This is a genomic window from Bacillus sp. CZDM1, from assembly GCF_055502545.1.
Genome location: NZ_JBUESO010000021.1, coordinates 1 through 21,328 on the forward strand (window position 1 = coordinate 1; position 21,328 = coordinate 21,328).

Below are 21,328 nucleotides of genomic sequence, written 5' to 3' on the forward strand. Positions count from 1 at the left end.
GGATAACTGGGTTCGATTACAAACCCCTTGACTTTTTGGCTCAGAGTCAAGAAATCAGTATGGAAAAATTATACTTAGAATCCATATAAAGTAATATTTGTATACCCTTGTGGATATTTTTGCAATGCTAGTGGAAAACCTCCGCTTATTTTACCCTTTGCGGGTTACTCGATTAAGGACAAAACATTCTAATTAAAAGGGAATGAGCTTTATCTCAAAAATCAATGAAAACCTCATTCTGTTACATTACGGTGACCCGTATCACAAGAAAGTAAGGTTTTTTGTATTCCTAATAAAAAAACTCGCCAATCATCACTGCGGCGAGTTTTACTTTTTTTAAATACTATTCAGCCTTCATTTCAGCCACTTTCTCTTTTACTTCTTCAATATTTCTCATCTTGTTATCCCAGCATTTTTGACTAAGGTCAACTGGATATTCCTCTGGATTCATCGTACGTTTATACTCATCCCAGAGGGCAGCAAGATTTTGCTTTACATATTCACGCGATTCTTCCAGACATGGCATTTCATAGACAAGCTCACCTTTAGAGAAAATCACTTCATGAAGCTCTTTTGCGGTAAAGTTTGTCACGATCTTGTTCATATAGGTATGCGTTGGGTGGAACATTCTCAGGCGCTTCTCCGGCAATTTCTCATCCTCGAGCGCAATGTAGTCCCCTTCTGCATGGTTATTCTTATTATTGATAATACGGAAAATTTTCTTAATCCCCGGAGTCGTTACTTTCACCGGATTGGAAGAGATTTTTATTGTATCTTCCATTTTACCGTTTTCGCCTTCAATCGAAACAATTTTGTAAACTGCCCCAAGTGCTGCTTGTTCGTAGGCCGTAATCAGTTTAGTCCCAATTCCCCAGCTATCGATTTTCGCGCCCTGTGCTCTTAAGTTCAGGATCGTATACTCGTCCAAATCACTGGAAGCAAAGATTTTTGCGTCCTTAAACCCTGCCTCATCAAGCAATTTTCGTGCTTCCTTTGAAAGATAGGCTAAGTCCCCGCTGTCTAAACGGATTCCTATGAAATTAATAGAATCACCCATCTCCTTGGCGACTTTAATTGCATTCGGAACACCCAATCTTAACGTATCATATGTATCAACCAAAAAGACACAATCCTTATGAGATTCAGCATATTTCTTGAATGCGATATATTCGTCCTTATAGGCTTGAACCATCGAGTGAGCATGTGTACCCGAAACAGGGATTTGAAATAATTTACCCGCCCGAACATTACTTGTTCCATCAAAACCGGCTAGGTAAGCGGCTCGCGTACCCCAAATGGCCGCGTCCATTTCCTGAGCCCGGCGAGTACCGAACTCCATTGCAATTTCACTTCCAAGCACCTGCTTAATACGTGAAGCCTTCGTTGCGATTAATGTTTGATAATTAATGATGTTCAAAAGTGCCGTTTCAATCAACTGTGCTTCACAAAGCGGAGCATCGACGCTTAAAATTGGCTCATTTCCAAAAACAAGCTCGCCTTCTTTCATACAGCGAATCGTACCTGTAAAGCGCAAGCCCTTTAAGTAGTCTAAAAAGTCATCCTGGTAGCCGACTTCGTTTTTTAGATACTCCAAATCATCCTCTGAAAAGCGGAAGCCCTGGATAAACTGAATGACTTTTTCCAAACCAGCAAACACCGCATATCCATTCCCAAAAGGGAGCTTACGGAAAAACAATTCGAAAACTGCGCGTTTATTATATCTGCCGTCTCTCCAATACGTTTCTACCATATTGATCTGGTATAGATCAGTATGCAATGCTAAGCTATCATCCTGATAAATGTTTTTCATTCTAACCCTCCGAACCACTACTTTTTCAACATATTAAATAATTTTACCATTATAAAAACTATTTAACCAGCGCTCCAAGTGATTGTTCAAAGTGCCCTAATGCCCATTCATGGCCTTTTAGATTAAAGGACGCAACGGCTTCTTTATAAATCACGATCTTAAAGCCTTTATTGTATGCGTCTACAGCAGTATGAAGAACACAAATATCCGTGCAAACTCCAACTAGATGTACCTCCGTAATTCCTCGTTCCCGCAGCTTGATTTCAAGGTCGGTGCCTGCGAAAGCGGAGTACCGTGTTTTATCCATGTAATATACATTTTCTCGCTCTTTTTTCTCTTCAAAAAGTGTTTGCAGTTGACCAAACAAATCTCTTCCCGCCGTCCCACGAATATTATGCGGTGGAAATAGTTTTGTTTCTGGATGCAAGGAATCCCCTTCATCATGAACATCGATTGCAAAAACAACAAAATCACCGTTATCAATAAACTCACGTGTTAATTGAACAACCTTCTCTTCAATTGCCTGCCCTGGTTCACCACAGGTTAACGCCCCCGCATCTGCAACAAAATCATATGTATAATCAATATTAATGAATGCCTTCTTTTCCATTACGCTGCCTCCCCTTCACTTTTATATCCTATAATATTTCTGTGCTGAAATCATTTATTCCTCTAAACTAAAAAGCCCGCTCCATAGTGGAACGAACTTTTGTCAACTGTACCTTGTTCCCGGCACCCAATCAGTAGGTTTATCGAGCGGACGAATGTCATCGAGCGGTACAAATACTTCCAAATGCCTGTACAAGTTTGCGAACTCAGCGGGAAGCAATCCACCGAATTCACCATCAAGATTCAATTGTACCTTTTCAGTAGAATGAACTTTAATCCGACTCGCTTTCGCATAAATGACATTTGGATCATTTACATGCTCACCGCGAATTGCTAAAGTTGCGACTCGAACAAATTCTGCCAAATTAATTTTTTTCAGTATCAACAATGAAAATAAACCATCGTTGATTGATGAATCTGGCGCAATCTTTTCGAAGCCGCCGATTGAATTCGTCAGCCCCACAAGGAATAGCATTGCTTCCCCTTCAAAAAGCTTTCCATCGTACTCAATACTAACATCCGAGGGCTTAATGGAAGGGAGCATTTCCATCCCTTTTAAATAGTAGGCAAGCTGCCCCAGCATGGTTTTTAATTTACTTGGAACTTCATATGTAAGCTCCGTGATCCTGCCGCCGCCAGCAATATTAATAAAATACCTGTCATTGATTCGACCAATATCCACAGGAATCCGTTCGCCTCTGGTGATAATATCAACCGCTGCCCCAATGTCTCTTGGAATGTGCAAAGCCCTGGCAAAATCATTCGTTGTACCCGCTGGAATAATCCCCAGCTTTGGTCTGTACTCCTGCTCTGCAAGGCCATTGACCACTTCATTTATGGTACCATCGCCACCTGCAGCAATCACAACATCGTATTGGCGTTCAACCGCTATCCTAGCAGCAGCCGTTGCATCACCTGCACCCGTTGTCGCATGGCAAGAAGCTTCATAACCGGCAGCTTCAAGCTTCTCCAGAATCTCCGCTAGATGTCGCTTTAGAATTTCTCGTCCTGAAGTGGGATTATATATTAATCGTGCTCGTTTCATTTTCATCATCCTATTTCTTTGAAATCAATAATGGCATATGATGGGTCCATCCTATATTCTACCAATTTACCCTTTGGCTTACAATTATTAACCCAAGCAATATATCTTATTCTATCCATATTGCTGCCGTCTCCTATCATAACCTTTTTTTATTTTTTTGCAAAAAATAAGATGTGAATTAATTCGTATTTAAACTAACATTATAAGTATTCGTGATATTAATATGATATTTACCTTCCCCTGACTGGTATACAGCGTTTCTTTCTACACCTTCCACATTAGGATCCACCTTTTCGGTTACCTTCCACGCTCCATCTTTACCATTGACTTCACCTACACCAACTGCTGCAATGTTCAAATTGCTATCTTCTTCAACCTTTACATCTATTGATCCAGCTCCATTAATACTCCAGTCATTTTCAAGTGACCGCGGGTTTAACATTATTTCATTTCCGTTACCTATTACCTCAAGCTTCACACCCTTTGGAATTAGAATGGTGGCGGCCATTTCCTGGTGGCTATTAAATGGCCCCAATTCATTAGGAAGTGTCTTAACATTTATATAAAGTGTATCTCCCTTTTTATTCGCATACACATAGTCATTTGCACTTGCTATGAGCTTTTCCTTTTTCGGTGTCTGAATCCGGTAAGTTCCAAACATAGAGACCTCTTGCTCATCGGTTGCTTCAATCGTTGTTTGGTAGCCTACCGTTCTTAAGACAACGCGTTTGATACTATCATCCATTTGATAGGAAAAGTCAGGCAGCTCAAAAGATCGTTCTTCCCTCGCAACGACATCTTCTACTTTCTCCATGATTCCTGTTGCGCTAAGCATCGCAAACATAATTCCTACCGTTCCTAACAAACCAACAAAGACAATACTTAAAAAATCATATTTTAACACTGGCTTCTCCTGCCGCGAGAAAAATAAGTAGAGGAGAATTTCAATTCCAAGGACAATTAATAATATCGGCCACCATGCCGTCATCACATGGACCAAATCAAAACCTAGAAAATACGAGAGAAATAAGATGAGGCCAAGGAAAACAAGCGAGGCCCCCATCGAAAACGTACCAACACGCCATGTTCTCATGCCTGTTCCTCCTTTCTTTTTCTAAAAAGAAAACCAATTCCAGCTCCGATCAAAAGAACTCCTGTTAGTGTATGCTTCCATTTTTTCATGATTTCCCTTCCTCCCTTTTTTGCTTGCTTCCGGATAACAGCTTTATACCCCCGCCAATTAACAGCACACAGACGAGACCCGTTTGAAAATATCGTTGTATCCAAAACATTAAATCAATTTGGATGATATTCGATATCATTGGAGAGAAGACAGGAATCACCACATTCATGAATAGGTAGTAAATCCCCATAACCACTAATCCAATTCCAACCCACTTCTGATGATTAATTAAGTAAGAAATAATCGGAATATCGTCAATTTCTTCCTCTCCGTATTTAGATACCTTTTGCATGGCATCAAAAAAGCTATAAAACCAGATAATTGGAATCAAGAACAAGAAAATTCCAAGTCGTAAAATATCTAAGATGTAGATTGAAAATAGAAAGGCTGCCATTAATTGAATTCCACGTTTTTGTAAGCCAAGATACAAGTGACCTGCACCAGGGAAAATGGAAAGGAAAGTGGCAATGGATTTGCTCTTCTTTCCATCTTCTCTGCGTGTTTCAAAGTCTTCAAAAATAGTTCGATCAATAAGCTCCTCACCACGCTGCCTTTTGTTCAATTGCTGAACTGAGTCGAAAAAGCCGTACACCCAGATAATCGGCAACCCTGCTAAGAAAACGAGAAACTCTGAGCGACTACTAAGAGCCGTTATGAAAATCACCATAACACCAAGTCCTAAAAATGTTGCTAACAAGGTAAGTCCACGATTCATCAGTCCTAGTTGAAAATGGCCTAAGCCTGGGACAAACGACAGCACAATCGTATAGAATCGTTCTGATTCCTGAGCGGACTGTGATTGGGGTTCATCCGGGTTCGCTACTTGTAAAACTTTCTTTTGTTTAGAGATTTGAACCCCCATATCAATAAAACTAACCAAGTAGATAAAGATACCTATCATAAAGAACAGTACTGCAATTTCCCCATTGTAATTCATCAACCAGATCACCGTACAGAACGCTAAACTAACTACAGACAATAAATAGAAAACTCCCCGAAACATATTGCCGAAATAAATATGACCGAGGCCTGGAAAGAGAGATAGTGTTAACGCCTTAGTTGAACTTTTCATTTTTTATTTGCCTCCTTTTTCTCCAAAGAATCCATCCATGCAAAAGTTTTATCAATAACGCCTTCTGTCACCGAAGGCTTTTTTTCCTTCATATTCTGTGGTGCTTCTACAGCACTTGCATACGTAGCCAGCGACTGAAACACACCTGAAAAGGTAAGCAATAAAGTAGCTGCTGCGGCTAATAAATAATGAAACACCGCCTGTTGATAAAATGGCTTTTTAGCCTTTACCGTTTGTTTTGGTGCCGCAGGTTTTTTATCGGCTGCCTTTTGTTTCGATATATCTGCCATCACCAAGTCTGTAAAGCTGGACTCATTCGAAAGGATTGGAAGTGATGATTCATGGACAGATACTGCTTGTAAATAAAGCTCCAGACATTGGTCGCATGTATATAAGTGACTTTCAAATTCCTCACGGGTCTTTTCATTTATTTCATCTTTCACGTAATTCAACCACTCATCATAACTAAAATGCATCATGAAAAATCGTCCTCCTTCCAATTCTTTTTCATCCAAATACGCGCACGGTACAGCTTCGTTTCAATTGTTTTCACTTGTACATCTTGTTCTTCGGCCAATTGCTGATAGCTTTTTTCAGCTATATAAAAACCATATATGACATCTCGATAATTCTCAGGAAGCTCATCAAGTCTTTTTCTTACGAGCCTTTGCCTTTCATTAACGATTAGTTCCTTCTCAACAGCATCCTTTGGAGTGCCTAGTGCCTGCTGCTCCAAAGCCTCCATCACTTCTTCTTTCCTTCGTGCTTGCTTTCTCTTTATATCGATTGCATGATTTACGGCTATTCTGGTCATCCAAGTCTTAAAGCCTTGACTTTCGTATTGGGAGAGAGAGTTATATATTTTCATAAATACTTCTTGAGCGGCATCTTCCGCTTCCTTTTGATCACGAAGAACAGCAAAGACGGTCCGGAACACATCATTGCGGTATTTCTCAACCAAAAGGCGAAAGGCATGATCACTGCCGTCCATTACTTTTTGTATTAACACTGAATCACTAATCGCTCTCTCCCCCTTTCTTTTGCGACCTTCACCTTAATAGACGAGATGATTGTTACAAACCCCTACACTTTTAAAAAATTATTTTTCTTTTACATAATAAAATAGTAGCACAAAAAAAACGCGCGATTTAGTCGCACGTCCTAGGTATATAGGAATATCTTCTCTTGCTTTCGCATAAATTTTAGCAACTTGGCCAAGATTTATATGTTCCATATCGGTCGCCATTTTAAAATTTCCTATTTCAGGAATTATTAAAATGATACCATTGATTTATGGTAAAATGCTATTGTTAAAAAAGATACTCTGACAAAGGAATGATGATATGCTCTGGTTGCTGCTCCTTTCCTCCTATTTGATTGGAAGCATTCCGACTGCACTGATTGTGGGCAAGCTGGTCTATGGGGTTGATATCCGCGACCATGGAAGCAAAAATCCTGGTGCCACCAACACGTTAAGGGTTCTTGGAAAAGGGTCTGCCATTTTCGTGGTACTCGTCGATATTGGTAAAGGGGCACTCGCTGCTTACCTTCCTTTATACTTCGGCCTTGGTGTTGAACCTCTTTACTTTGGTCTGATGGCAGTAGTAGGACATTGCTATCCTGTTTTTGCCGGTTTTCGCGGTGGAAAAGCCATCGCTACAACTGCTGGAACGTTAGCAGTAGTAAATTTTCCATTGGCTTTAATTGCTTATGCAACGTTCTTCTTGGTAATATTTTTAACTAAATACGTATTTTTCGGCTCCATCTCTGTAGGACTTAGCCTGCTTATTTATTCTTATTTTTCACCAGAAATTAAATATGAACTTATCTTTTTATTTTTCACTTTATTTTTGATATATCTTCACCGTTCTAATATACGCAACCTTATTCTTGGAATTGAACCCAAAATAAATGACAAGAATCTAATTAACGACCGAATTCCACCTAAGAATAACGGTTTAAAAATGTAAAAAATCCCTGGCTGAACACGCCAGGGATTTATTTTTATAAAAAGGCTGTCATGATGCTGTTGGCAACGGTTTGCCAAATGGATGAATCATTCTGATAAGATGTCCCAAGACTCTTATATAATGTCATTTGCTTTTCTTGGAAATCCGGAGCTTCCTTATCAGGCAATTCAGCACGTCCCTTTTCTACAAGAGCCTGGATTTCAGGTGCACGAGGTCCCCAAACTCCAACTTCATTTCCTTCTTGGTCAATGAAAATAAATATCGGAATCGCTCTAGATGTACCATTCGTTAAATATTGGTCCATTAACTCAAGGTTTTGATCTCGTAGAACAAATCGAACTTCCATGCCAGCCGCTTCTGCTAATCTTAATAATACTGGGTTGTTAAGCATTGCGTCACCGCACCAATCCTCTGTTAGAACAATAGCTCTTAATTTTTTTGATTGGACTGCTTCAAGTTTTCGTTTGTCCTCTTCCCCTAACTCAAAGCGTTCATAAATGGAAAGCATTTCTTCTTTGTTCCGTGTCATTGTATTAATGTACTGATCTTTTGTTAATCCCTTTTGAAACCAAGAATTTAATTCCAACATTAACACTCCCTTCAACATACTATTATCATAATCCTTTCAATCCTTCCGTACAAACATATGGATTATCCCTTTCCTACTATTATATTTTCCTATTTTAAGAAAGTAATAAATTAACAATGGAAAAAGTATTCTTTAGTTGATAGAATATTTTATATATAGATAATATTATTTTAATTTTTTTCTACAATAGGGGGAAAATCTATGTCCAATGAAACACTTCAGCTAGTATCGATTGGAATTTACATTGCCATGATGCTTTTTATCGGTTGGTATTCTTATCGAAAAACTAGCAATCTAACGGATTACATGCTTGGGGGAAGGTCTTTGGGACCTGCTGTAACCGCTTTAAGTGCTGGGGCTGCGGATATGAGCGGCTGGCTGTTAATGGGCTTACCTGGAGGAATTTATGTAACCGGTTTAGCTGATGCCTGGATTGCGATTGGTTTAACAATTGGCGCTTATCTCAACTGGTTATTGGTTGCACCGCGACTACGCTCTTATACACAGGTTGCCAATGATTCCATTACGATTCCAAGCTATCTAGAAAACCGTTTTAAAGACAATACGAAATTGCTCCGAATTGTATCTGGTATTGTTATCCTTATTTTCTTTACTTTCTATGTTTCTTCTGGGATGGTTTCTGGAGCGGTCTTTTTTGAGAGTTCCTTTGGTACGAGTTACCATACCGGACTTTATATCGTTGGCGGCGTTGTAGTGGCATACACATTATTCGGAGGATTCTTAGCCGTAAGTTATACAGACTTTATTCAAGGACTAATGATGCTGGTAGCACTACTGCTTGTTCCGGCTATTGGAATTTTCAGTACGGGTGGTCCTGCAGAAACGTTTGAAACGATTCGCGCTATCGACCCAACTAAACTTGATATGTTAAAAGGAACAACCTTTTTAGGAATTGTTTCTGCAATGGCATGGGGACTCGGCTATTTTGGTCAGCCTCACATCATTGTCCGCTTTATGGCGATTAAGACGATTAAAGAAACAAAGAGCGCCCGCAGAATTGGTATGGGCTGGATGATTATAACCCTTATCGGGACAATTTTCACAGGATTAATTGGGATTGCTTTTTTTGAGAAGAATCCTCAACATGTACTAGAAAACCCTGAAGCCGTATTTATAGAATTGAGTCAGATATTATTCCACCCGCTATTTGCTGGTTTCGCACTGGCTGCGATTCTTGCGGCCATTATGAGTACGATTTCTTCTCAATTAATCGTAACATCCAGTGCATTGGTTGAAGATTTATACAAAGTGGTAATGAATAAAGAAGCAAAGGATAAACATCTTGTTTTCTTAGGGAGAATGGCTGTCCTTCTTGTCGCTGTCGTTGCGTCTGCTTTAGCTTTCAAGCAAAACAGTACGATATTAGACCTTGTTGCCTACGCATGGGCAGGGTTTGGAGCTGCCTTCGGTCCGGTTATCCTCTTAAGTCTATTCTGGAAAAAGATGACCAATTGGGGAGCACTTTTTGGAATGATCGTGGGTGCTGTCACCGTTATTGTTTGGAAAAATGTTGGTCTTGGCGACACACTTTACGAGATTGTTCCGGGTTTTGTCCTTAACCTAATCGTCGCTGTTATCGTAAGCTTCGTTACCTATAAGAAAAATGATGTGATTGAAAAAGAGTTTGATGAAAGTGTCCGCTTATTAACAAAGGAATAGAAACTTTTAGAAATACCTGGATATCAATATCCGGGTATTTTTTTCAATCTGACCGATCGACAATTCCCTCCTTTTCTTGTTAATCAAACGTTTGATTAGTTTTGATTCAACCCCTGATATTATAGGTTTTTTTATAAAAAAAGGGTAGAATCCTGTCATGTAACTAATCATTTGATTAAATAGCGGTAAAACCCTTCAACGAAAGGCCTTTTGCCTAAATTGATTTAAAATGATTGTCGATTTATCGATTGGAATCCAGTCCATTATCATTATTGGCTGCCAACAGGTAACCACTCGACAATAATCCCCAGCGCCAAGACTAATCAAACGTTTGATTAAATTATACTTCAAGCCAAATTATTAAAAGCTTTCCATAAAAAAAGGGATGAATTATGTCGTCTAATTAAACGTTTGATTAGTTTTATTCAAGTCCCTATGGGTAATGGGTTTTCCCGGGAAAACTTCAAAAAAATATGTCGGGATTTTTTCGACAAAAAAGCTGGCAGAATAATATCTGCCAGCTTCTTATTTTATCGTTTGCTTAATTCCTGATTTAATAATTTGTTTACTATTTGTGGGTTTGCCTGCCCCTTTGTCGCCTTCATTAGCTGCCCAACGAGGAAACCAACTGCCTTATTTTTTCCATTCTTAAAGTCTTCTACCGATTGTGGATTACCGTCGAGGACCTCTGAAATGATTTTCAACAGTGTTCCTTCATCTGAAATTTGTACAAGCCCTTTTTCCTTAACGATTTTCTCAGCATCGCCGCCATTATCAATCAACTCTTTGAAAACAGTCTTTGCGATTTTGGAAGAAATGGTTCCGTTCTCGATAAGCTTAATCATACTAGCTAAGCCTTCAGGTGTTAAAGCTATTTGGTGAAGTTCTTTCCCCTCAGCATTCAAGTAAGCAGATACATCTCCCATGATCCAGTTCGAAGCCAATTTCGCCTCTGCACCTGCTGCCACAGCTCCTTCAAAGAAATCAGCCATTTCTTTTGTTACTGTTAACACCTTGGCATCATAAACAGGTAATCCGAGTTCATTTATATAACGATTTTGCCGCTGGTCTGGAAGTTCAGGAATTTCAGCAGCAATTCGTGCTTTCCATTCCTCATCAATATAGATATCAAGTAAGTCTGGTTCTGGGAAGTATCGGTAATCGTCCGATCCTTCTTTTACACGCATCAGTAAGGTAGCTCCTGTGGCTTCATCAAATCGACGAGTCTCTTGATCAATTGTCCCTCCGCTAGTGACAACCTCACGCTGACGCTTTTCCTCAAATTCTAGACCTTTACGGACGAAGTTAAAAGAGTTTAAGTTCTTTAATTCTGTCTTCGTACCAAACTCTTCTTGTCCAACTGGGCGAATTGAAATATTGGCGTCACAACGTAAGGATCCTTCTTCCATCTTACAGTCAGAAACACCTGTATATTGGATGATGGATTTTAGTTTTTCAAGATAGGCATACGCCTCATCTGGAGTACGGATATCTGGTTCAGAAACGATTTCCACAAGCGGAGTTCCCTGGCGATTATAATCCACTAATGAATAGCCATTCCCGTGACTCAGTTTCCCTGCGTCTTCTTCTAAATGAATCCTTGTAATTCCAATCCGTTTTGTGTAGCCGTTTACCTCAATATCAATCCAGCCATGCTCCCCGATTGGCTTATCAAATTGAGAAATCTGATAGGCCTTCGGATTATCTGGATAAAAATAGTTCTTCCGATCAAATTTCGTGTGAGTAGCTACCTGGCAATTCAAGGCCATTGCTGCCTTCATTCCGAATTCCACTGCCTTTTTGTTAAGGACCGGCAGCACTCCTGGATAACCAAGGTCAATCACACTTGTATTCGTATTTGGCTCGGACCCAAAATGGTTTGGGCTGGCCGAAAAGATTTTCGAATCTGTCTTTAACTCTACATGCACTTCAAGTCCAATCACCGTTTCAAATTCCATCGTCTTCACCCCCTATAATCCTGGCTTCTGTTTATGAAAATCTGTTGCCTGTTCAAATGCATGTGCTACGCGATAAATGGTCGCTTCATCAAAGTGCTTGCCGATAATTTGCAAGCCAAGCGGCAATCCATTATCAAATCCACACGGAACGGAAATCCCCGGCACTCCTGCAAGATTAACGGGAATCGTTAGAATATCATTTGCGTACATTGTTAATGGGTCATCAATATTTTCACCAATTTTAAACGCTGGAGTTGGTGTGGTTGGACCAACTAGACAATCATATTTTTCAAATACATCTTCAAAGTCTTTCTTAATTAACGTTCGAACCTGTTGTGCTTTTTTGTAATAAGCATCGTAATAACCAGAACTTAATGCAAAGGTACCGAGCATGATTCTGCGTTTAACCTCGTCACCAAAGCCTTCAGATCTAGACTTCTTATATAAATCGAGTAAGTTATCAGCATTCGGAGTCCTATAGCCATATCGAACGCCATCAAAGCGAGCTAGATTGGCAGAAGCTTCTGAAGAAGAAAGCAAATAATAGGCCGCTAAAGCATATTTAGAATACGGCAGGGAAACCTCTTCCCACACTGCCCCCTGTTTTTCAAGCACCTTTAAAGCATCTAATACAGACTGACGGACTGTTTCATTTACGCCCTCGCCAAGATACTCTTTAGGTACGGCGATTTTTAACCCTTTAACATCTCCAGTTAATGCAGAGACGAAATTCGGTACATCCACATTCGCTGAGGTCGAGTCCATTGGATCTAGACCGGATATCGCTTGTAAAAGATAAGCATTATCTTCAACTGTTCTTGTAATCGGTCCAATTTGGTCAAGGGATGATGCAAATGCTACCAACCCGAATCGTGACACACGGCCATATGTTGGCTTTAACCCTACTACTCCGCAAAAAGCCGCCGGCTGACGAATAGATCCCCCTGTATCTGAACCTAATGAAAATAGTACTTCGCCTGCGGCAACAGAGGCCGCTGAGCCGCCTGATGAACCGCCTGGTACTCTCTCTAAGTCCCATGGATTACGGGTCTTTTGATAATGGGAATTTTCGTTTGAGGATCCCATCGCAAACTCATCCATATTTAACTTTCCAATCGTTACGGTTTCCTGCTGCTGCAGCTTTTGAATAACCGTAGCATCATAGATGGGATTAAAGTTTTCTAGTATCTTACTAGCACAGGTTGTCCGGAGTCCTTTTGTGACAATATTGTCCTTTATGCCAATCGGCATCCCAAATAACAAGTTATTTGCGGAGTTGGCAGTAAGCTTCTCATCTAGTGAGTTTGCCGTTTGTCTTGCCTTTTCCTCATCTAACGTTAGAAATGCTTGTACCTTGTCATCAACCTGAGCAATTCTTTTATACGATTCTTCAACAAGATCAGTGACCTTTAATTCCTTTTTATGTAAAAGTTCATGAAGATCTGAAACTTTATAATCAAATAAACTCACTTATCTTTCCCCCTACTCCCCCATGATTGCTGGGACTTTAATTTGTCCATCCTGGTGGTCTGGCGCATTTTTTAGTACTTCTTCACGTGGCAGTCCTGTTTGCTTGATGTCCTCACGGAAGATATTTTTCATATCCAGCACATGGTAGGTTGGTTCCACATTTTCCGTATCTAATTCATTTAACTGTTCTGCAAATGTAATAATCGCGTCCAACTGTTTCGTAAACTTCTCAGCCTCTTCTTCAGTTATCGCTAATCTAGCCAAGTTTGCTACATGTTTCACTTGCTCGTTTGAGATTCGTGTCATTTTTTTACCCCCAATCCCTTTTGTGTAATCATTTTATTATTGATAATACCAAACTTTTCCGCTTTACCGCAATGATTCCCTCATCAGTATTGGCAAAAGCATCGCTTTTTAGATTGATAGCATAAAAAAAAGAGCCGCAGCTCCTGATTTTTCAAACCATTATCTACAATCCATATTCCTTGTGCAGTGTCGCTGATTCTTGTGCCCATAATAATAATTGTGTTCTTTCAAAATACTGCTTTCCCTCAATAACAATATATGGAAGCATGGGGCCATCATAAGAACCTGTAGTATTTAATATTCTTTTTTCCTCAGCCATAATCTTTTTTAATTCATCTTCTGATATCCCTAAAAGTACAGATGTTTCTTTTATATTCAGTAGTATGCTGCCTTGTACCTCGGATTTACTGGAAGAATCAATTACTTCTGAGACTGGTTTTGAAGCAAGCAGATAACAGCCTATTATGATACCGATCGATAAAATCAATGATGAAGTCAAAAGTGATTTATTTTCTAGCATATATCCATCCCCAGAATTTCAATATGTATTAAACTATTGTGGAATTTCCTCGCCATTACCATTTAAAGCCTTGACCTTTGGCCGGTAGCCTATTCCAACATAGTATCGTTTTTTTCCTTCTTTCATTATCTTTGCTTTTTTGTATTCTTCACTATCCTGATCGGCTATTTCGATGGCTGTAATATTCTCATTATTGATTTCTCCAAACACAACGTAAATATCCTTAAGAACATTACCTTTGTCATCGTACTTGGTGTAGTTCTCATGATAAATGGAATAGGTTTCGCTCTCCGCATGCTCCCACCCATTCGGACCATCATTTTTCCATCCTTCTTCATCGTTCCCTTCAAAGAAAGAAACGCCCAGTACCGGTTCTTTTAAGTGTTTAACTTCTTCCCCTTCTGCTTTCGTAGAGTACAGAACTATAGTGATTCCATCAACTTTCTTCTTGTATAAAACTTCTTGTACTTCAAAAGGGATTGTTTCTGCGATGGCTTTTTCCAGAGTTGGATATTTGCATCCTGAAAGTATAATCATTAGAACAATCACAATAAAGAGTAATTTACATTTTCTCATAATTCTCCTCCTAGATTGGTCAGAGGTTAGCAATCTAGTAATCTCTAGTAAAAAGTACAAGACAAAAAAATCCCGACTTCCTACCTGACCATTTTTCTTTTCGTTCCCATTATGAGGTTGCTATTTAGTGTACTCCCTTCCTTATTAGTGGTTTAAATGGTAATCTCCTTACTAGTATAATATTCTAATTTTTTGTTAAATTCCAGTTATACCCAAATATAGTTCAAAATACCCCCTTCTAATGAACCTTGTGAATAACAAAGGAAGCAGTCGGGATAGACTGCTTCCTTTGTGTTTATCGTTTAAAAAGTTTCGCAAAAAGTCCTTTGCTTTTTTGTGGTTCAGGCTGACTAATTTCTTTTTGGGTGATGTAAATATCTTCTTTATCAATCGCTTCGTCCATCGCAAGCAATAAGCCCACTTCTGTATCATGTTCTTTGTTGGTTACAATTTTATGCTCAATATTGTGTTTGGCTGCTAATTTTACATACTTGGATAAGACGGTATAGTCCAGATTTCCATTTAGCAAGAGATTTACCTGAGGATTTTTCTTCATTTCCTTCTCCACTTGGGGATAAATCGTTGCTTCTGCCACTTGACTTTTCTTAAGAGCAAGAATGATGCGTTCTCGTAAGGTACCTAAAAATTTCCGCCTTTCATCCGGCTTCGTTTCCAAAGGTCCATGTATTCCCTGTTGAAGGACTTCCTCCACGTTCGGCTTTTTCAAACAGATCAACTCCATTAAAAGGGCTACTATTATGTATGATAATACCCTAAAAAATGTTCATTTCCAAAAAAGTCGTCACTATCAGAGAGTATTTTCTGCTATCCGAGAGTAAATCCTGCTATCCGCCAGTGTTTCCTTGCCATCCGCCAGTGTTTCTCACCATCCGCCAGTGTTTCTTGCTATCCGCCAGTGTTTCCTTGCCATCCGCCAGTATTTCCCGCCATCCGCAAGTATTTTCCGCCATCCGCAAGTATTTTCCGCCATCCGCAAGTATTTTCCGCCATCCGCAAGTAATTCTCCTGCCAAGCCAAAAATCCCCCTCTCCATTACGGAGAAGGGGGATTTGCCGTAAGATTACTTTGTAAATTGCTCTTCTTCAGTTGACCCTTTTAACGCGGTCGTAGAGGATGTTCCGCCCGTGATGACCATGGAAACTTGGTCAAAGTAGCCTGTTCCTACTTCACGCTGGTGTCTTGTTGCTGTGTAGCCGTATTGCTCGCTGTCGAACTCAGCCTGCTGCAATTCGGAGTATGCAGCCATGCCGCGCTCTTTGTAGCCGCGGGCAAGCTCAAACATGCTGTGGTTCAAGGCATGGAAGCCTGCAAGAGTTACAAATTGGAACTTGTAGCCCATTTTTCCAAGCTCTTGCTGGAATTTTGCAATCGTTTCTTGATCAAGTTTCTTCTTCCAGTTGAAGGATGGAGAACAGTTGTAGGCAAGCATTTTACCAGGGAACTTTTCATGAATCGCTTCTGCAAAACGTCTCGCTTCCTCAATGTTTGGCTCAGATGTTTCACACCAGATTAAATCAGCATATGGTGCATAGGCTAAGCCGCGGGCAATCGCCTGATCAAGACCTGCTTTTGTCCGGAAAAATCCTTCTGCCGTCCGCTCACCCGTAATGAACGGAGAGTCGTTCATATCAATATCACTCGTAATTAACTCAGCAGCATTTGCATCCGTGCGTGCAACCAATATCGTTGGAACACCCATAACATCAGCAGCCAAACGAGCTGCGATTAAATTCCGAACCGCTGTTTGAGTTGGAAGTAAGACTTTACCCCCTAAGTGACCGCATTTTTTCTCAGAGGAAAGCTGATCCTCAAAGTGAACGCCTGCAGCTCCTGCTTCAATCATTCCCTTCATCAATTCAAAGCAGTTTAACTGTCCGCCAAAGCCCGCTTCTGCGTCAGCAACAATTGGAACAAACCAGTCGATAGAATCATCGCCTTCTGAATGAGTAATTTGATCGGCACGCTGAAGTGCTTGGTTAATTCGCTTTACCACATTCGGTACGCTGTTTGCTGGATACAAGCTTTGGTCCGGATACATATTTCCAGAAAGGTTGGCATCTGCTGCAACCTGCCAGCCACTTAGGTAAATTGCCTTCAACCCAGCTTTTACCTGCTGAACCGCTTGATTCCCAGTTAACGCCCCTAGTGCATTAACGTAACTTTCTTCATTCATTTGCTGCCAAAGCTTTTCTGCACCACGTCTAGCCAATGTATGCTCGATATCAATAGAACCACGAAGCTTAATAACATCCTCAGCTGTATACGGTCTAGTAATCCCATTCCAACGTTTATCTAACTCCCAGCTTTCTTGTAATTCCTTCGCTCTTGAATTTGTCATTTTAAATTCCTCCTATTAATCTATTATTTTTTTATAAAAGCTTATACCCAGGTAATGTTAAAAACTCTACAAACTCATCATTTAGGATCAAGCTGTCAAATAGCTCAACCGCTTCAGTGAACCGGCCATTTTCATATGCGCAGTATCCAATTTCAGCCTGTATTTTCTCTAATTCCTCAGATTTAAATTGCTCATACAGATCGGCAGTTATTTTTCTTCCATCCGTGAGTACACCTTTTGGGTGACGGATCCACTGCCAAACTTGAGCCCGAGAGATTTCAGCTGTTGCCGCATCCTCCATTAAGTTATGAATGGGTGCAGCTCCTCTTCCAGATAACCACGAAGCAATATATTGAATTCCCACATTGATATTTACGCGCACACCTTCTTCGGTAATTTTACCGTTTGGTGTCTCGAGCAAATCACTGGCTGTTATCGTAATCTTTTGTTGTTTGTTTGTATGAATCTGATTAGCCATCGGCATTTCTCGATTGAACACTTCTAGTGCTACCGGTACAAGACCCGGGTGTGCGACCCATGTACCATCATGACCATCGTATGCTTCCCGTTCCTTATCAGCACGGACCTTTGCGAATGCTTCATCGTTAGCCTGCGGATTGTCGCGAATCGGTATTTGTGCCGCCATCCCGCCAATTGCAGGTGCTTTCCGTCGGTGACAAGTTTGAATAGTAAGCAATGAATAGGAACGCATAAATGGTACCGTCATCGTTACCTGGGATCGATCTGGAAGAATGATATTTTCATGGTTACGCAGTTTCTTCAAATAGCTAAAAATATAATCCCATCTGCCGCAGTTTAAGCCTGCTGAGTGTTCCTTTAATTCAAATAGAATTTCATTCATTTCAAATGCTGCCATAATGGTCTCAATTAAGACTGTCGCTTTAATCGTTCCTTGTGGTATCCCAAGTTTTTTCTGCGCAAAAATAAAGACATCATTCCAAAGCCGCGCTTCTAAATGGCTTTCTAGCTTTGGCAGGTAAAAATAAGGACCTGTTCGCCCGGCCAGCAAGTTTTTTACATTATGGAAAAAGTACATTCCAAAATCGAAAAAGCTCCCAGAAATAGGCTTGCCATTAAGCAGCACATGTTTCTCTTCTAAATGAAGTCCACGCGGTCTTACAAATAAAACTGCTGTTTCCTCATTCAGCACATATCTTTTTCCATTTTGATTTTCATAGGAAATCGTCCGATTTACTGCGTCTCTTAAGTTGATTTGTCCCTCGACGATATTTTCCCAGGTTGGTGAAGCAGCATCTTCACAGTCTGCCATAAAAACCTTTGCACCCGAATTTAGTGCGTTGATGACCATTTTTCTTTCCGTGGGTCCAGTAATCTCTACCCGGCGATCCAGGAGGTCTTTTGGCAATGGAGCAATTGTCCAGTCCCCATTACGAATTTGCTTTGTTTCAGGAAGGAAATCCGGAAGTTTTCCGTGATTCAATTCCTCTTGGCGTTTTTGCCTGTACTGTAACAGTTCAGTTCGCCTTGCACCAAAGCTATGCTCGAGTTCCTCGATAAATTTCAAACCTTCTGGTGTTAAAACCTCATCGTATCGCGCCTTCTTGGCACCAACTACTTCAATTCCTGTTGTTTGCGTCGACATGAACGTATTCACCTCTTTGTTATAATACAGTGTATATCCATGTGTTGTATTATATAACAATGATTTTCAAAATGGAACTACTTTTTCAGAAAATTTTCAAAAATAGGTACAAATTCCCTGTTGAAGTTTTCTTAAGTATTATTTCCAATCTGACTCGTTCAGTTAAAAGGTGACTTTTTCCAATAATAATTAGCAGATGGAAGGTCATTATATAGAGGTGATTCAATATTAATTTAAGGGGGAATAGATGTTATGCCACAAATTGATGTCAACCAATTAAATCAAGCGAAAGCGAATGTAACACTGACGCAAACCCTGCTTAGTCAAGCAATTGAAAAAGCAAATTCTGATCCAACCCTAGCTCAGGAAGCAATGAAACAGGCTTCCAACGAAATATCTTCCGCATTATCGGCTGTTACACAAGCACAAAATTCAGCTAAAACCTCTCCTTTGGAATAAATGCTGAACGAACCCAAAAGGGCTGCCGATATTCTCGGGCAGCCCTCCACTTATAAAATATGTTCATAACGCTCTTTTGCTAGGATATACATGGCACTTCCCCATCCTAGCGGTGTATTGGAATTATAGCTATCTGTTCTTGCAAAATACAGTTCTGGCAAGCTCCCGTCACTGAGCATTACCTTTTCTGTTCGATTTATATAATGATTTGCTTTTTCAACATTGCCTAACTCTAAATGGCAAAGCGCCAGCCACGGCAGCCCAAATGTCCATTCCGCCTCCGTACCATAATAAAACGGAAAATCGTGATGCCTTCCTTCATGTTCAACTGTGGAATAATAGGAATCACCCTTGTAGCGGATAACCCCGCGTTCACGCAATAAGTTTGATTCAATTTGGTCTACTACCACTCTCGATTCCTCCCCCATCAATACCCCATATGGGAAGATTAAACTCAATTGCGCTAAATCAAATGGACGGTCACTGCTTTCATGTGGATAAAGATTAGCCAGGGTCTGCCTGCCCTTCGTAATCCATTCTCCTGGCACAAATACTAAATCTTTTACAGCCTGTAAGCCTGCTACACACGCCCCAACAGAACTTGAATGGATTTCCCTCCATTCTTCCCACATACCATTGTCTGCGTCTTCCCAGTACTGTACACAGCCTAAATAGCCAACCAGCTTTTGTACAATCTCGTGATCCTTATCGTCTCTTAGGATATTTTTACCTTTCTTTTGGCCCATCCCAATCCCCCAAAGGATGGCTCCAATGGCGTCATGCTGAGCATGTCCCCAAGGTGTATCTATTTCCCTTACTTCAGAAGCAGAGTATCTAGCGTGAATGTACTCCCATTGCTCTCTTGGCCTTTGAACGGTATGAATATCCAACTTCCATTCGTATTCTCTAAATAAGTCCAATATCCGGTGGTAGGTCATTTCATAAATTTGATTGTTTTTTTCTAAATACGGTAAGGACATATAGAAAGAATCTCGTAACCAAACATAATGATAGTCCTTTGACGAAGAGGCCAAATACAATCCATGCGGCAAACGTAATTGATCTAAAATTTGATAGCTATGAAATATTTTCTCATTCATCATTTCAACCCCGTTTACTTTTTACCTATCTTTCTAACCCGTTTGCAGCCTTTTTATACAAAAAAAACCGTGTATAAACTATGAAAAAGTTGTCTATGCTTACTACTATAAAAATAGATTAGGAGAGTGGAGAAACATGAAGGTTTTGATAGTAGGGGAGAATAGCAATGAGCGTGGATGAATTAAATAAAATTATTGCTGTTAAAAGGATGGACTTAGAGGAATGTGAACAAGAACTTAATAGCCGATATTACCCTTCGATAGTAAGAGTTGCGATGATGAATTACATTATGAATTTACAAGAACAATTAGAGGAGTACGATAACAACCCTATTAATTTATAAAAAGAAATGACGTGCGAATTCACACGTCATTTTCTATGTTTTGCAAAAGCCTTGCAAAATCAGCTTCGCGATTTGGACTTTTCAAGAACTCCTCATTTACGATTGCGGTTAATACTTTTCCTTTTCTAGAGGGGTCTTTCACTTCTTTTAATATTCGCTGCCTGGAAGTAAATAGGAATTCTAGATACTCTTCATACTGTTCATCAAATTGGTTTTCTAGCTGTTCCCTGATTTTCCTTGCCAGTGTTGGACTAGCACCGCCTGTTGATACAGCAATGCTCAATCGTCCCCGTTGAATCTGTGAGGGAACATGAAAATCGGATCCATCTGGGTCATCGGCAATAGTCACCAGCTGCTGTTCGCCCGCTGCCATTTTAATAGACTGATTTAACTCATTGTCATTCGTAGCAGCAAAAATTAAAAACGCACCTTCAATGTCTTCTTTTGAAAAGGACTTTTCAAGCCACTCTATCAATCCACTACTTGCCAGTCCCTTAAGTTTATCGGTAGCCTGGGGGCTAATCACGGTGATAAGCGGGCCCGTACCAAGCAGTCCGGTTACTTTTCGCTCTGCAACCCTGCCGCCGCCAATGACCACTACTTTTTTTCCCTCGAGTCGTAACATAATCGGATAGTTCGAATTCAAGTATTCAT

General features: G+C 40.2%; 25 protein-coding genes. 4 read left to right on the forward strand and 21 right to left on the reverse strand.

Features of this window, described 5'->3' with window-relative positions; genetic code table 11:
* Positions 1 to 343 precede the first annotated feature (343 nt).
* From ACY3XC_RS26530 to ACY3XC_RS26570, 9 genes are all read right to left on the reverse strand, one after another.
* Complete coding sequence (locus ACY3XC_RS26530; RefSeq protein WP_464871231.1) at positions 344 to 1,810, reverse strand: nicotinate phosphoribosyltransferase; 1,467 nt, start codon at positions 1,808 to 1,810, stop codon at positions 344 to 346.
* A 58-nt stretch (positions 1,811 to 1,868) separates the two neighbouring features.
* Positions 1,869 to 2,420, reverse strand: coding sequence for a cysteine hydrolase family protein (locus ACY3XC_RS26535; RefSeq protein ID WP_464871232.1), 552 nt, complete (start codon positions 2,418 to 2,420; stop codon positions 1,869 to 1,871).
* A 102-nt stretch (positions 2,421 to 2,522) separates the two neighbouring features.
* Positions 2,523 to 3,464, reverse strand: a complete 942-nt coding sequence (locus ACY3XC_RS26540; RefSeq protein WP_464871233.1) for a diacylglycerol kinase — start codon at positions 3,462 to 3,464, stop codon at positions 2,523 to 2,525.
* Between the two features lie 178 nt (positions 3,465 to 3,642).
* Positions 3,643 to 4,557, reverse strand: a complete 915-nt coding sequence (locus ACY3XC_RS26545; RefSeq protein ID WP_464871234.1) for a hypothetical protein — start codon at positions 4,555 to 4,557, stop codon at positions 3,643 to 3,645.
* Complete coding sequence (locus ACY3XC_RS26550) at positions 4,554 to 4,646, reverse strand: LPXTG cell wall anchor domain-containing protein (protein ID WP_464871235.1); 93 nt, start codon at positions 4,644 to 4,646, stop codon at positions 4,554 to 4,556. Before ACY3XC_RS26550 ends, ACY3XC_RS26545 begins: the two co-directional genes overlap by 4 nt.
* The gene (locus ACY3XC_RS26555; RefSeq protein ID WP_464871236.1) at positions 4,643 to 5,719 is read right to left on the reverse strand and encodes a hypothetical protein; all 1,077 of its coding nucleotides are present in this window, start codon (positions 5,717 to 5,719) and stop codon (positions 4,643 to 4,645) included. The genes ACY3XC_RS26550 and ACY3XC_RS26555 overlap by 4 nt, the downstream gene beginning before the upstream one ends.
* Positions 5,716 to 6,198, reverse strand: coding sequence for an anti-sigma factor family protein (locus ACY3XC_RS26560; RefSeq protein ID WP_464871237.1), 483 nt, complete (start codon positions 6,196 to 6,198; stop codon positions 5,716 to 5,718). The genes ACY3XC_RS26555 and ACY3XC_RS26560 overlap by 4 nt, the downstream gene beginning before the upstream one ends.
* On the reverse strand, positions 6,195 to 6,728 hold the full coding sequence (locus tag ACY3XC_RS26565) for an RNA polymerase sigma factor (RefSeq protein ID WP_464871239.1): 534 nt from the start codon (positions 6,726 to 6,728) through the stop codon (positions 6,195 to 6,197). The genes ACY3XC_RS26560 and ACY3XC_RS26565 overlap by 4 nt, the downstream gene beginning before the upstream one ends.
* 90 nt (positions 6,729 to 6,818) lie before the next feature.
* Positions 6,819 to 6,965, reverse strand: a complete 147-nt coding sequence (locus ACY3XC_RS26570) for a hypothetical protein (protein ID WP_464871240.1) — start codon at positions 6,963 to 6,965, stop codon at positions 6,819 to 6,821.
* A gap of 97 nt (positions 6,966 to 7,062) precedes the next feature.
* Here ACY3XC_RS26570 and plsY point away from each other — a divergent pair, with 97 nt between their 5' ends.
* The gene (gene plsY, locus ACY3XC_RS26575; protein ID WP_464871241.1) at positions 7,063 to 7,689 is read left to right on the forward strand and encodes a glycerol-3-phosphate 1-O-acyltransferase PlsY; all 627 of its coding nucleotides are present in this window, start codon (positions 7,063 to 7,065) and stop codon (positions 7,687 to 7,689) included.
* A gap of 34 nt (positions 7,690 to 7,723) precedes the next feature.
* Here plsY and ACY3XC_RS26580 read toward each other — a convergent pair whose 3' ends face one another.
* Complete coding sequence (locus ACY3XC_RS26580; RefSeq protein WP_464871282.1) at positions 7,724 to 8,275, reverse strand: thioredoxin family protein; 552 nt, start codon at positions 8,273 to 8,275, stop codon at positions 7,724 to 7,726.
* 204 nt (positions 8,276 to 8,479) lie between these two features.
* Between ACY3XC_RS26580 and putP the strand changes: the two genes are divergently transcribed.
* Positions 8,480 to 9,958 (forward strand): sodium/proline symporter PutP, encoded by a 1,479-nt coding sequence (gene putP / locus ACY3XC_RS26585; RefSeq protein ID WP_464871242.1) that lies wholly within the window; start codon positions 8,480 to 8,482, stop codon positions 9,956 to 9,958.
* A gap of 530 nt (positions 9,959 to 10,488) precedes the next feature.
* Here the strand turns inward: putP and gatB are convergent.
* The 9 genes from gatB to aceB form a co-directional block, all read right to left on the reverse strand.
* Positions 10,489 to 11,916, reverse strand: coding sequence for an Asp-tRNA(Asn)/Glu-tRNA(Gln) amidotransferase subunit GatB (gene gatB, locus ACY3XC_RS26590; RefSeq protein ID WP_464871243.1), 1,428 nt, complete (start codon positions 11,914 to 11,916; stop codon positions 10,489 to 10,491).
* A gap of 12 nt (positions 11,917 to 11,928) precedes the next feature.
* Entirely contained in the window at positions 11,929 to 13,386 is a 1,458-nt protein-coding gene (gene gatA / locus ACY3XC_RS26595) for an Asp-tRNA(Asn)/Glu-tRNA(Gln) amidotransferase subunit GatA (protein WP_464871244.1), read from the reverse strand.
* 12 nt (positions 13,387 to 13,398) lie between these two features.
* Entirely contained in the window at positions 13,399 to 13,692 is a 294-nt protein-coding gene (gene gatC / locus ACY3XC_RS26600) for an Asp-tRNA(Asn)/Glu-tRNA(Gln) amidotransferase subunit GatC (protein ID WP_179159343.1), read from the reverse strand.
* A gap of 163 nt (positions 13,693 to 13,855) precedes the next feature.
* The gene (locus ACY3XC_RS26605) at positions 13,856 to 14,212 is read right to left on the reverse strand and encodes a hypothetical protein (protein ID WP_179159341.1); all 357 of its coding nucleotides are present in this window, start codon (positions 14,210 to 14,212) and stop codon (positions 13,856 to 13,858) included.
* A 33-nt stretch (positions 14,213 to 14,245) separates the two neighbouring features.
* On the reverse strand, positions 14,246 to 14,788 hold the full coding sequence (locus tag ACY3XC_RS26610; RefSeq protein ID WP_464871245.1) for a hypothetical protein: 543 nt from the start codon (positions 14,786 to 14,788) through the stop codon (positions 14,246 to 14,248).
* A gap of 295 nt (positions 14,789 to 15,083) precedes the next feature.
* Complete coding sequence (locus ACY3XC_RS26615) at positions 15,084 to 15,515, reverse strand: YueI family protein (protein ID WP_464871246.1); 432 nt, start codon at positions 15,513 to 15,515, stop codon at positions 15,084 to 15,086.
* Between the two features lie 156 nt (positions 15,516 to 15,671).
* Positions 15,672 to 15,821, reverse strand: coding sequence for a hypothetical protein (locus tag ACY3XC_RS26620; RefSeq protein ID WP_464871247.1), 150 nt, complete (start codon positions 15,819 to 15,821; stop codon positions 15,672 to 15,674).
* Between the two features lie 48 nt (positions 15,822 to 15,869).
* The gene (gene aceA / locus ACY3XC_RS26625) at positions 15,870 to 17,147 is read right to left on the reverse strand and encodes an isocitrate lyase (protein WP_464871248.1); all 1,278 of its coding nucleotides are present in this window, start codon (positions 17,145 to 17,147) and stop codon (positions 15,870 to 15,872) included.
* Between the two features lie 31 nt (positions 17,148 to 17,178).
* On the reverse strand, positions 17,179 to 18,771 hold the full coding sequence (gene aceB, locus ACY3XC_RS26630; protein ID WP_464871249.1) for a malate synthase A: 1,593 nt from the start codon (positions 18,769 to 18,771) through the stop codon (positions 17,179 to 17,181).
* Positions 18,772 to 19,023: 252 nt separating this feature from the next.
* Between aceB and ACY3XC_RS26635 the strand changes: the two genes are divergently transcribed.
* Complete coding sequence (locus tag ACY3XC_RS26635) at positions 19,024 to 19,230, forward strand: hypothetical protein (RefSeq protein WP_179159334.1); 207 nt, start codon at positions 19,024 to 19,026, stop codon at positions 19,228 to 19,230.
* 50 nt (positions 19,231 to 19,280) lie between these two features.
* Here ACY3XC_RS26635 and ACY3XC_RS26640 read toward each other — a convergent pair whose 3' ends face one another.
* Positions 19,281 to 20,333, reverse strand: a complete 1,053-nt coding sequence (locus ACY3XC_RS26640; RefSeq protein WP_464871250.1) for a glycoside hydrolase family 15 protein — start codon at positions 20,331 to 20,333, stop codon at positions 19,281 to 19,283.
* 164 nt (positions 20,334 to 20,497) lie between these two features.
* On the opposite strand from ACY3XC_RS26640, the gene ACY3XC_RS26645 reads away from it, so the two are divergent.
* The gene (locus tag ACY3XC_RS26645) at positions 20,498 to 20,674 is read left to right on the forward strand and encodes a hypothetical protein (RefSeq protein WP_179159332.1); all 177 of its coding nucleotides are present in this window, start codon (positions 20,498 to 20,500) and stop codon (positions 20,672 to 20,674) included.
* Between the two features lie 19 nt (positions 20,675 to 20,693).
* Here the strand turns inward: ACY3XC_RS26645 and ACY3XC_RS26650 are convergent, their stop codons facing one another.
* On the reverse strand, positions 20,694 to 21,320 hold the full coding sequence (locus ACY3XC_RS26650) for an NAD(P)-binding protein (protein WP_464871251.1): 627 nt from the start codon (positions 21,318 to 21,320) through the stop codon (positions 20,694 to 20,696).
* Between the last annotated feature and the right edge of the window lie 8 nt (positions 21,321 to 21,328).

What these genes read in the sequence shown, in the direction of transcription:
- ACY3XC_RS26560 (WP_464871237.1), bottom strand. Translation starts at nt 6,198, where the DNA reads ATGATGCATTTTAGTTATGATGAGTGGTTGAATTACGTGAAAGATGAA.
- ACY3XC_RS26545 (WP_464871234.1), bottom strand. Translation starts at nt 4,557, where the DNA reads ATGAGAACATGGCGTGTTGGTACGTTTTCGATGGGGGCCTCGCTTGTT.
- aceA (WP_464871248.1), bottom strand. Translation starts at nt 17,147, where the DNA reads ATGACAAATTCAAGAGCGAAGGAATTACAAGAAAGCTGGGAGTTAGAT.
- ACY3XC_RS26640 (WP_464871250.1), bottom strand. Translation starts at nt 20,333, where the DNA reads ATGATGAATGAGAAAATATTTCATAGCTATCAAATTTTAGATCAATTA.
- plsY (WP_464871241.1), top strand. Translation starts at nt 7,063, where the DNA reads ATGCTCTGGTTGCTGCTCCTTTCCTCCTATTTGATTGGAAGCATTCCG.
- gatC (WP_179159343.1), bottom strand. Translation starts at nt 13,692, where the DNA reads ATGACACGAATCTCAAACGAGCAAGTGAAACATGTAGCAAACTTGGCT.
- ACY3XC_RS26635 (WP_179159334.1), top strand. Translation starts at nt 19,024, where the DNA reads ATGCCACAAATTGATGTCAACCAATTAAATCAAGCGAAAGCGAATGTA.
- ACY3XC_RS26605 (WP_179159341.1), bottom strand. Translation starts at nt 14,212, where the DNA reads ATGCTAGAAAATAAATCACTTTTGACTTCATCATTGATTTTATCGATC.
- aceB (WP_464871249.1), bottom strand. Translation starts at nt 18,771, where the DNA reads ATGTCGACGCAAACAACAGGAATTGAAGTAGTTGGTGCCAAGAAGGCG.
- ACY3XC_RS26570 (WP_464871240.1), bottom strand. Translation starts at nt 6,965, where the DNA reads ATGGCGACCGATATGGAACATATAAATCTTGGCCAAGTTGCTAAAATT.
- ACY3XC_RS26645 (WP_179159332.1), top strand. Translation starts at nt 20,498, where the DNA reads ATGAGCGTGGATGAATTAAATAAAATTATTGCTGTTAAAAGGATGGAC.
- ACY3XC_RS26535 (WP_464871232.1), bottom strand. Translation starts at nt 2,420, where the DNA reads ATGGAAAAGAAGGCATTCATTAATATTGATTATACATATGATTTTGTT.
- putP (WP_464871242.1), top strand. Translation starts at nt 8,480, where the DNA reads ATGTCCAATGAAACACTTCAGCTAGTATCGATTGGAATTTACATTGCC.
- ACY3XC_RS26610 (WP_464871245.1), bottom strand. Translation starts at nt 14,788, where the DNA reads ATGAGAAAATGTAAATTACTCTTTATTGTGATTGTTCTAATGATTATA.
- ACY3XC_RS26530 (WP_464871231.1), bottom strand. Translation starts at nt 1,810, where the DNA reads ATGAAAAACATTTATCAGGATGATAGCTTAGCATTGCATACTGATCTA.
- ACY3XC_RS26540 (WP_464871233.1), bottom strand. Translation starts at nt 3,464, where the DNA reads ATGAAACGAGCACGATTAATATATAATCCCACTTCAGGACGAGAAATT.
- ACY3XC_RS26550 (WP_464871235.1), bottom strand. Translation starts at nt 4,646, where the DNA reads ATGAAAAAATGGAAGCATACACTAACAGGAGTTCTTTTGATCGGAGCT.
- ACY3XC_RS26555 (WP_464871236.1), bottom strand. Translation starts at nt 5,719, where the DNA reads ATGAAAAGTTCAACTAAGGCGTTAACACTATCTCTCTTTCCAGGCCTC.
- gatB (WP_464871243.1), bottom strand. Translation starts at nt 11,916, where the DNA reads ATGGAATTTGAAACGGTGATTGGACTTGAAGTGCATGTAGAGTTAAAG.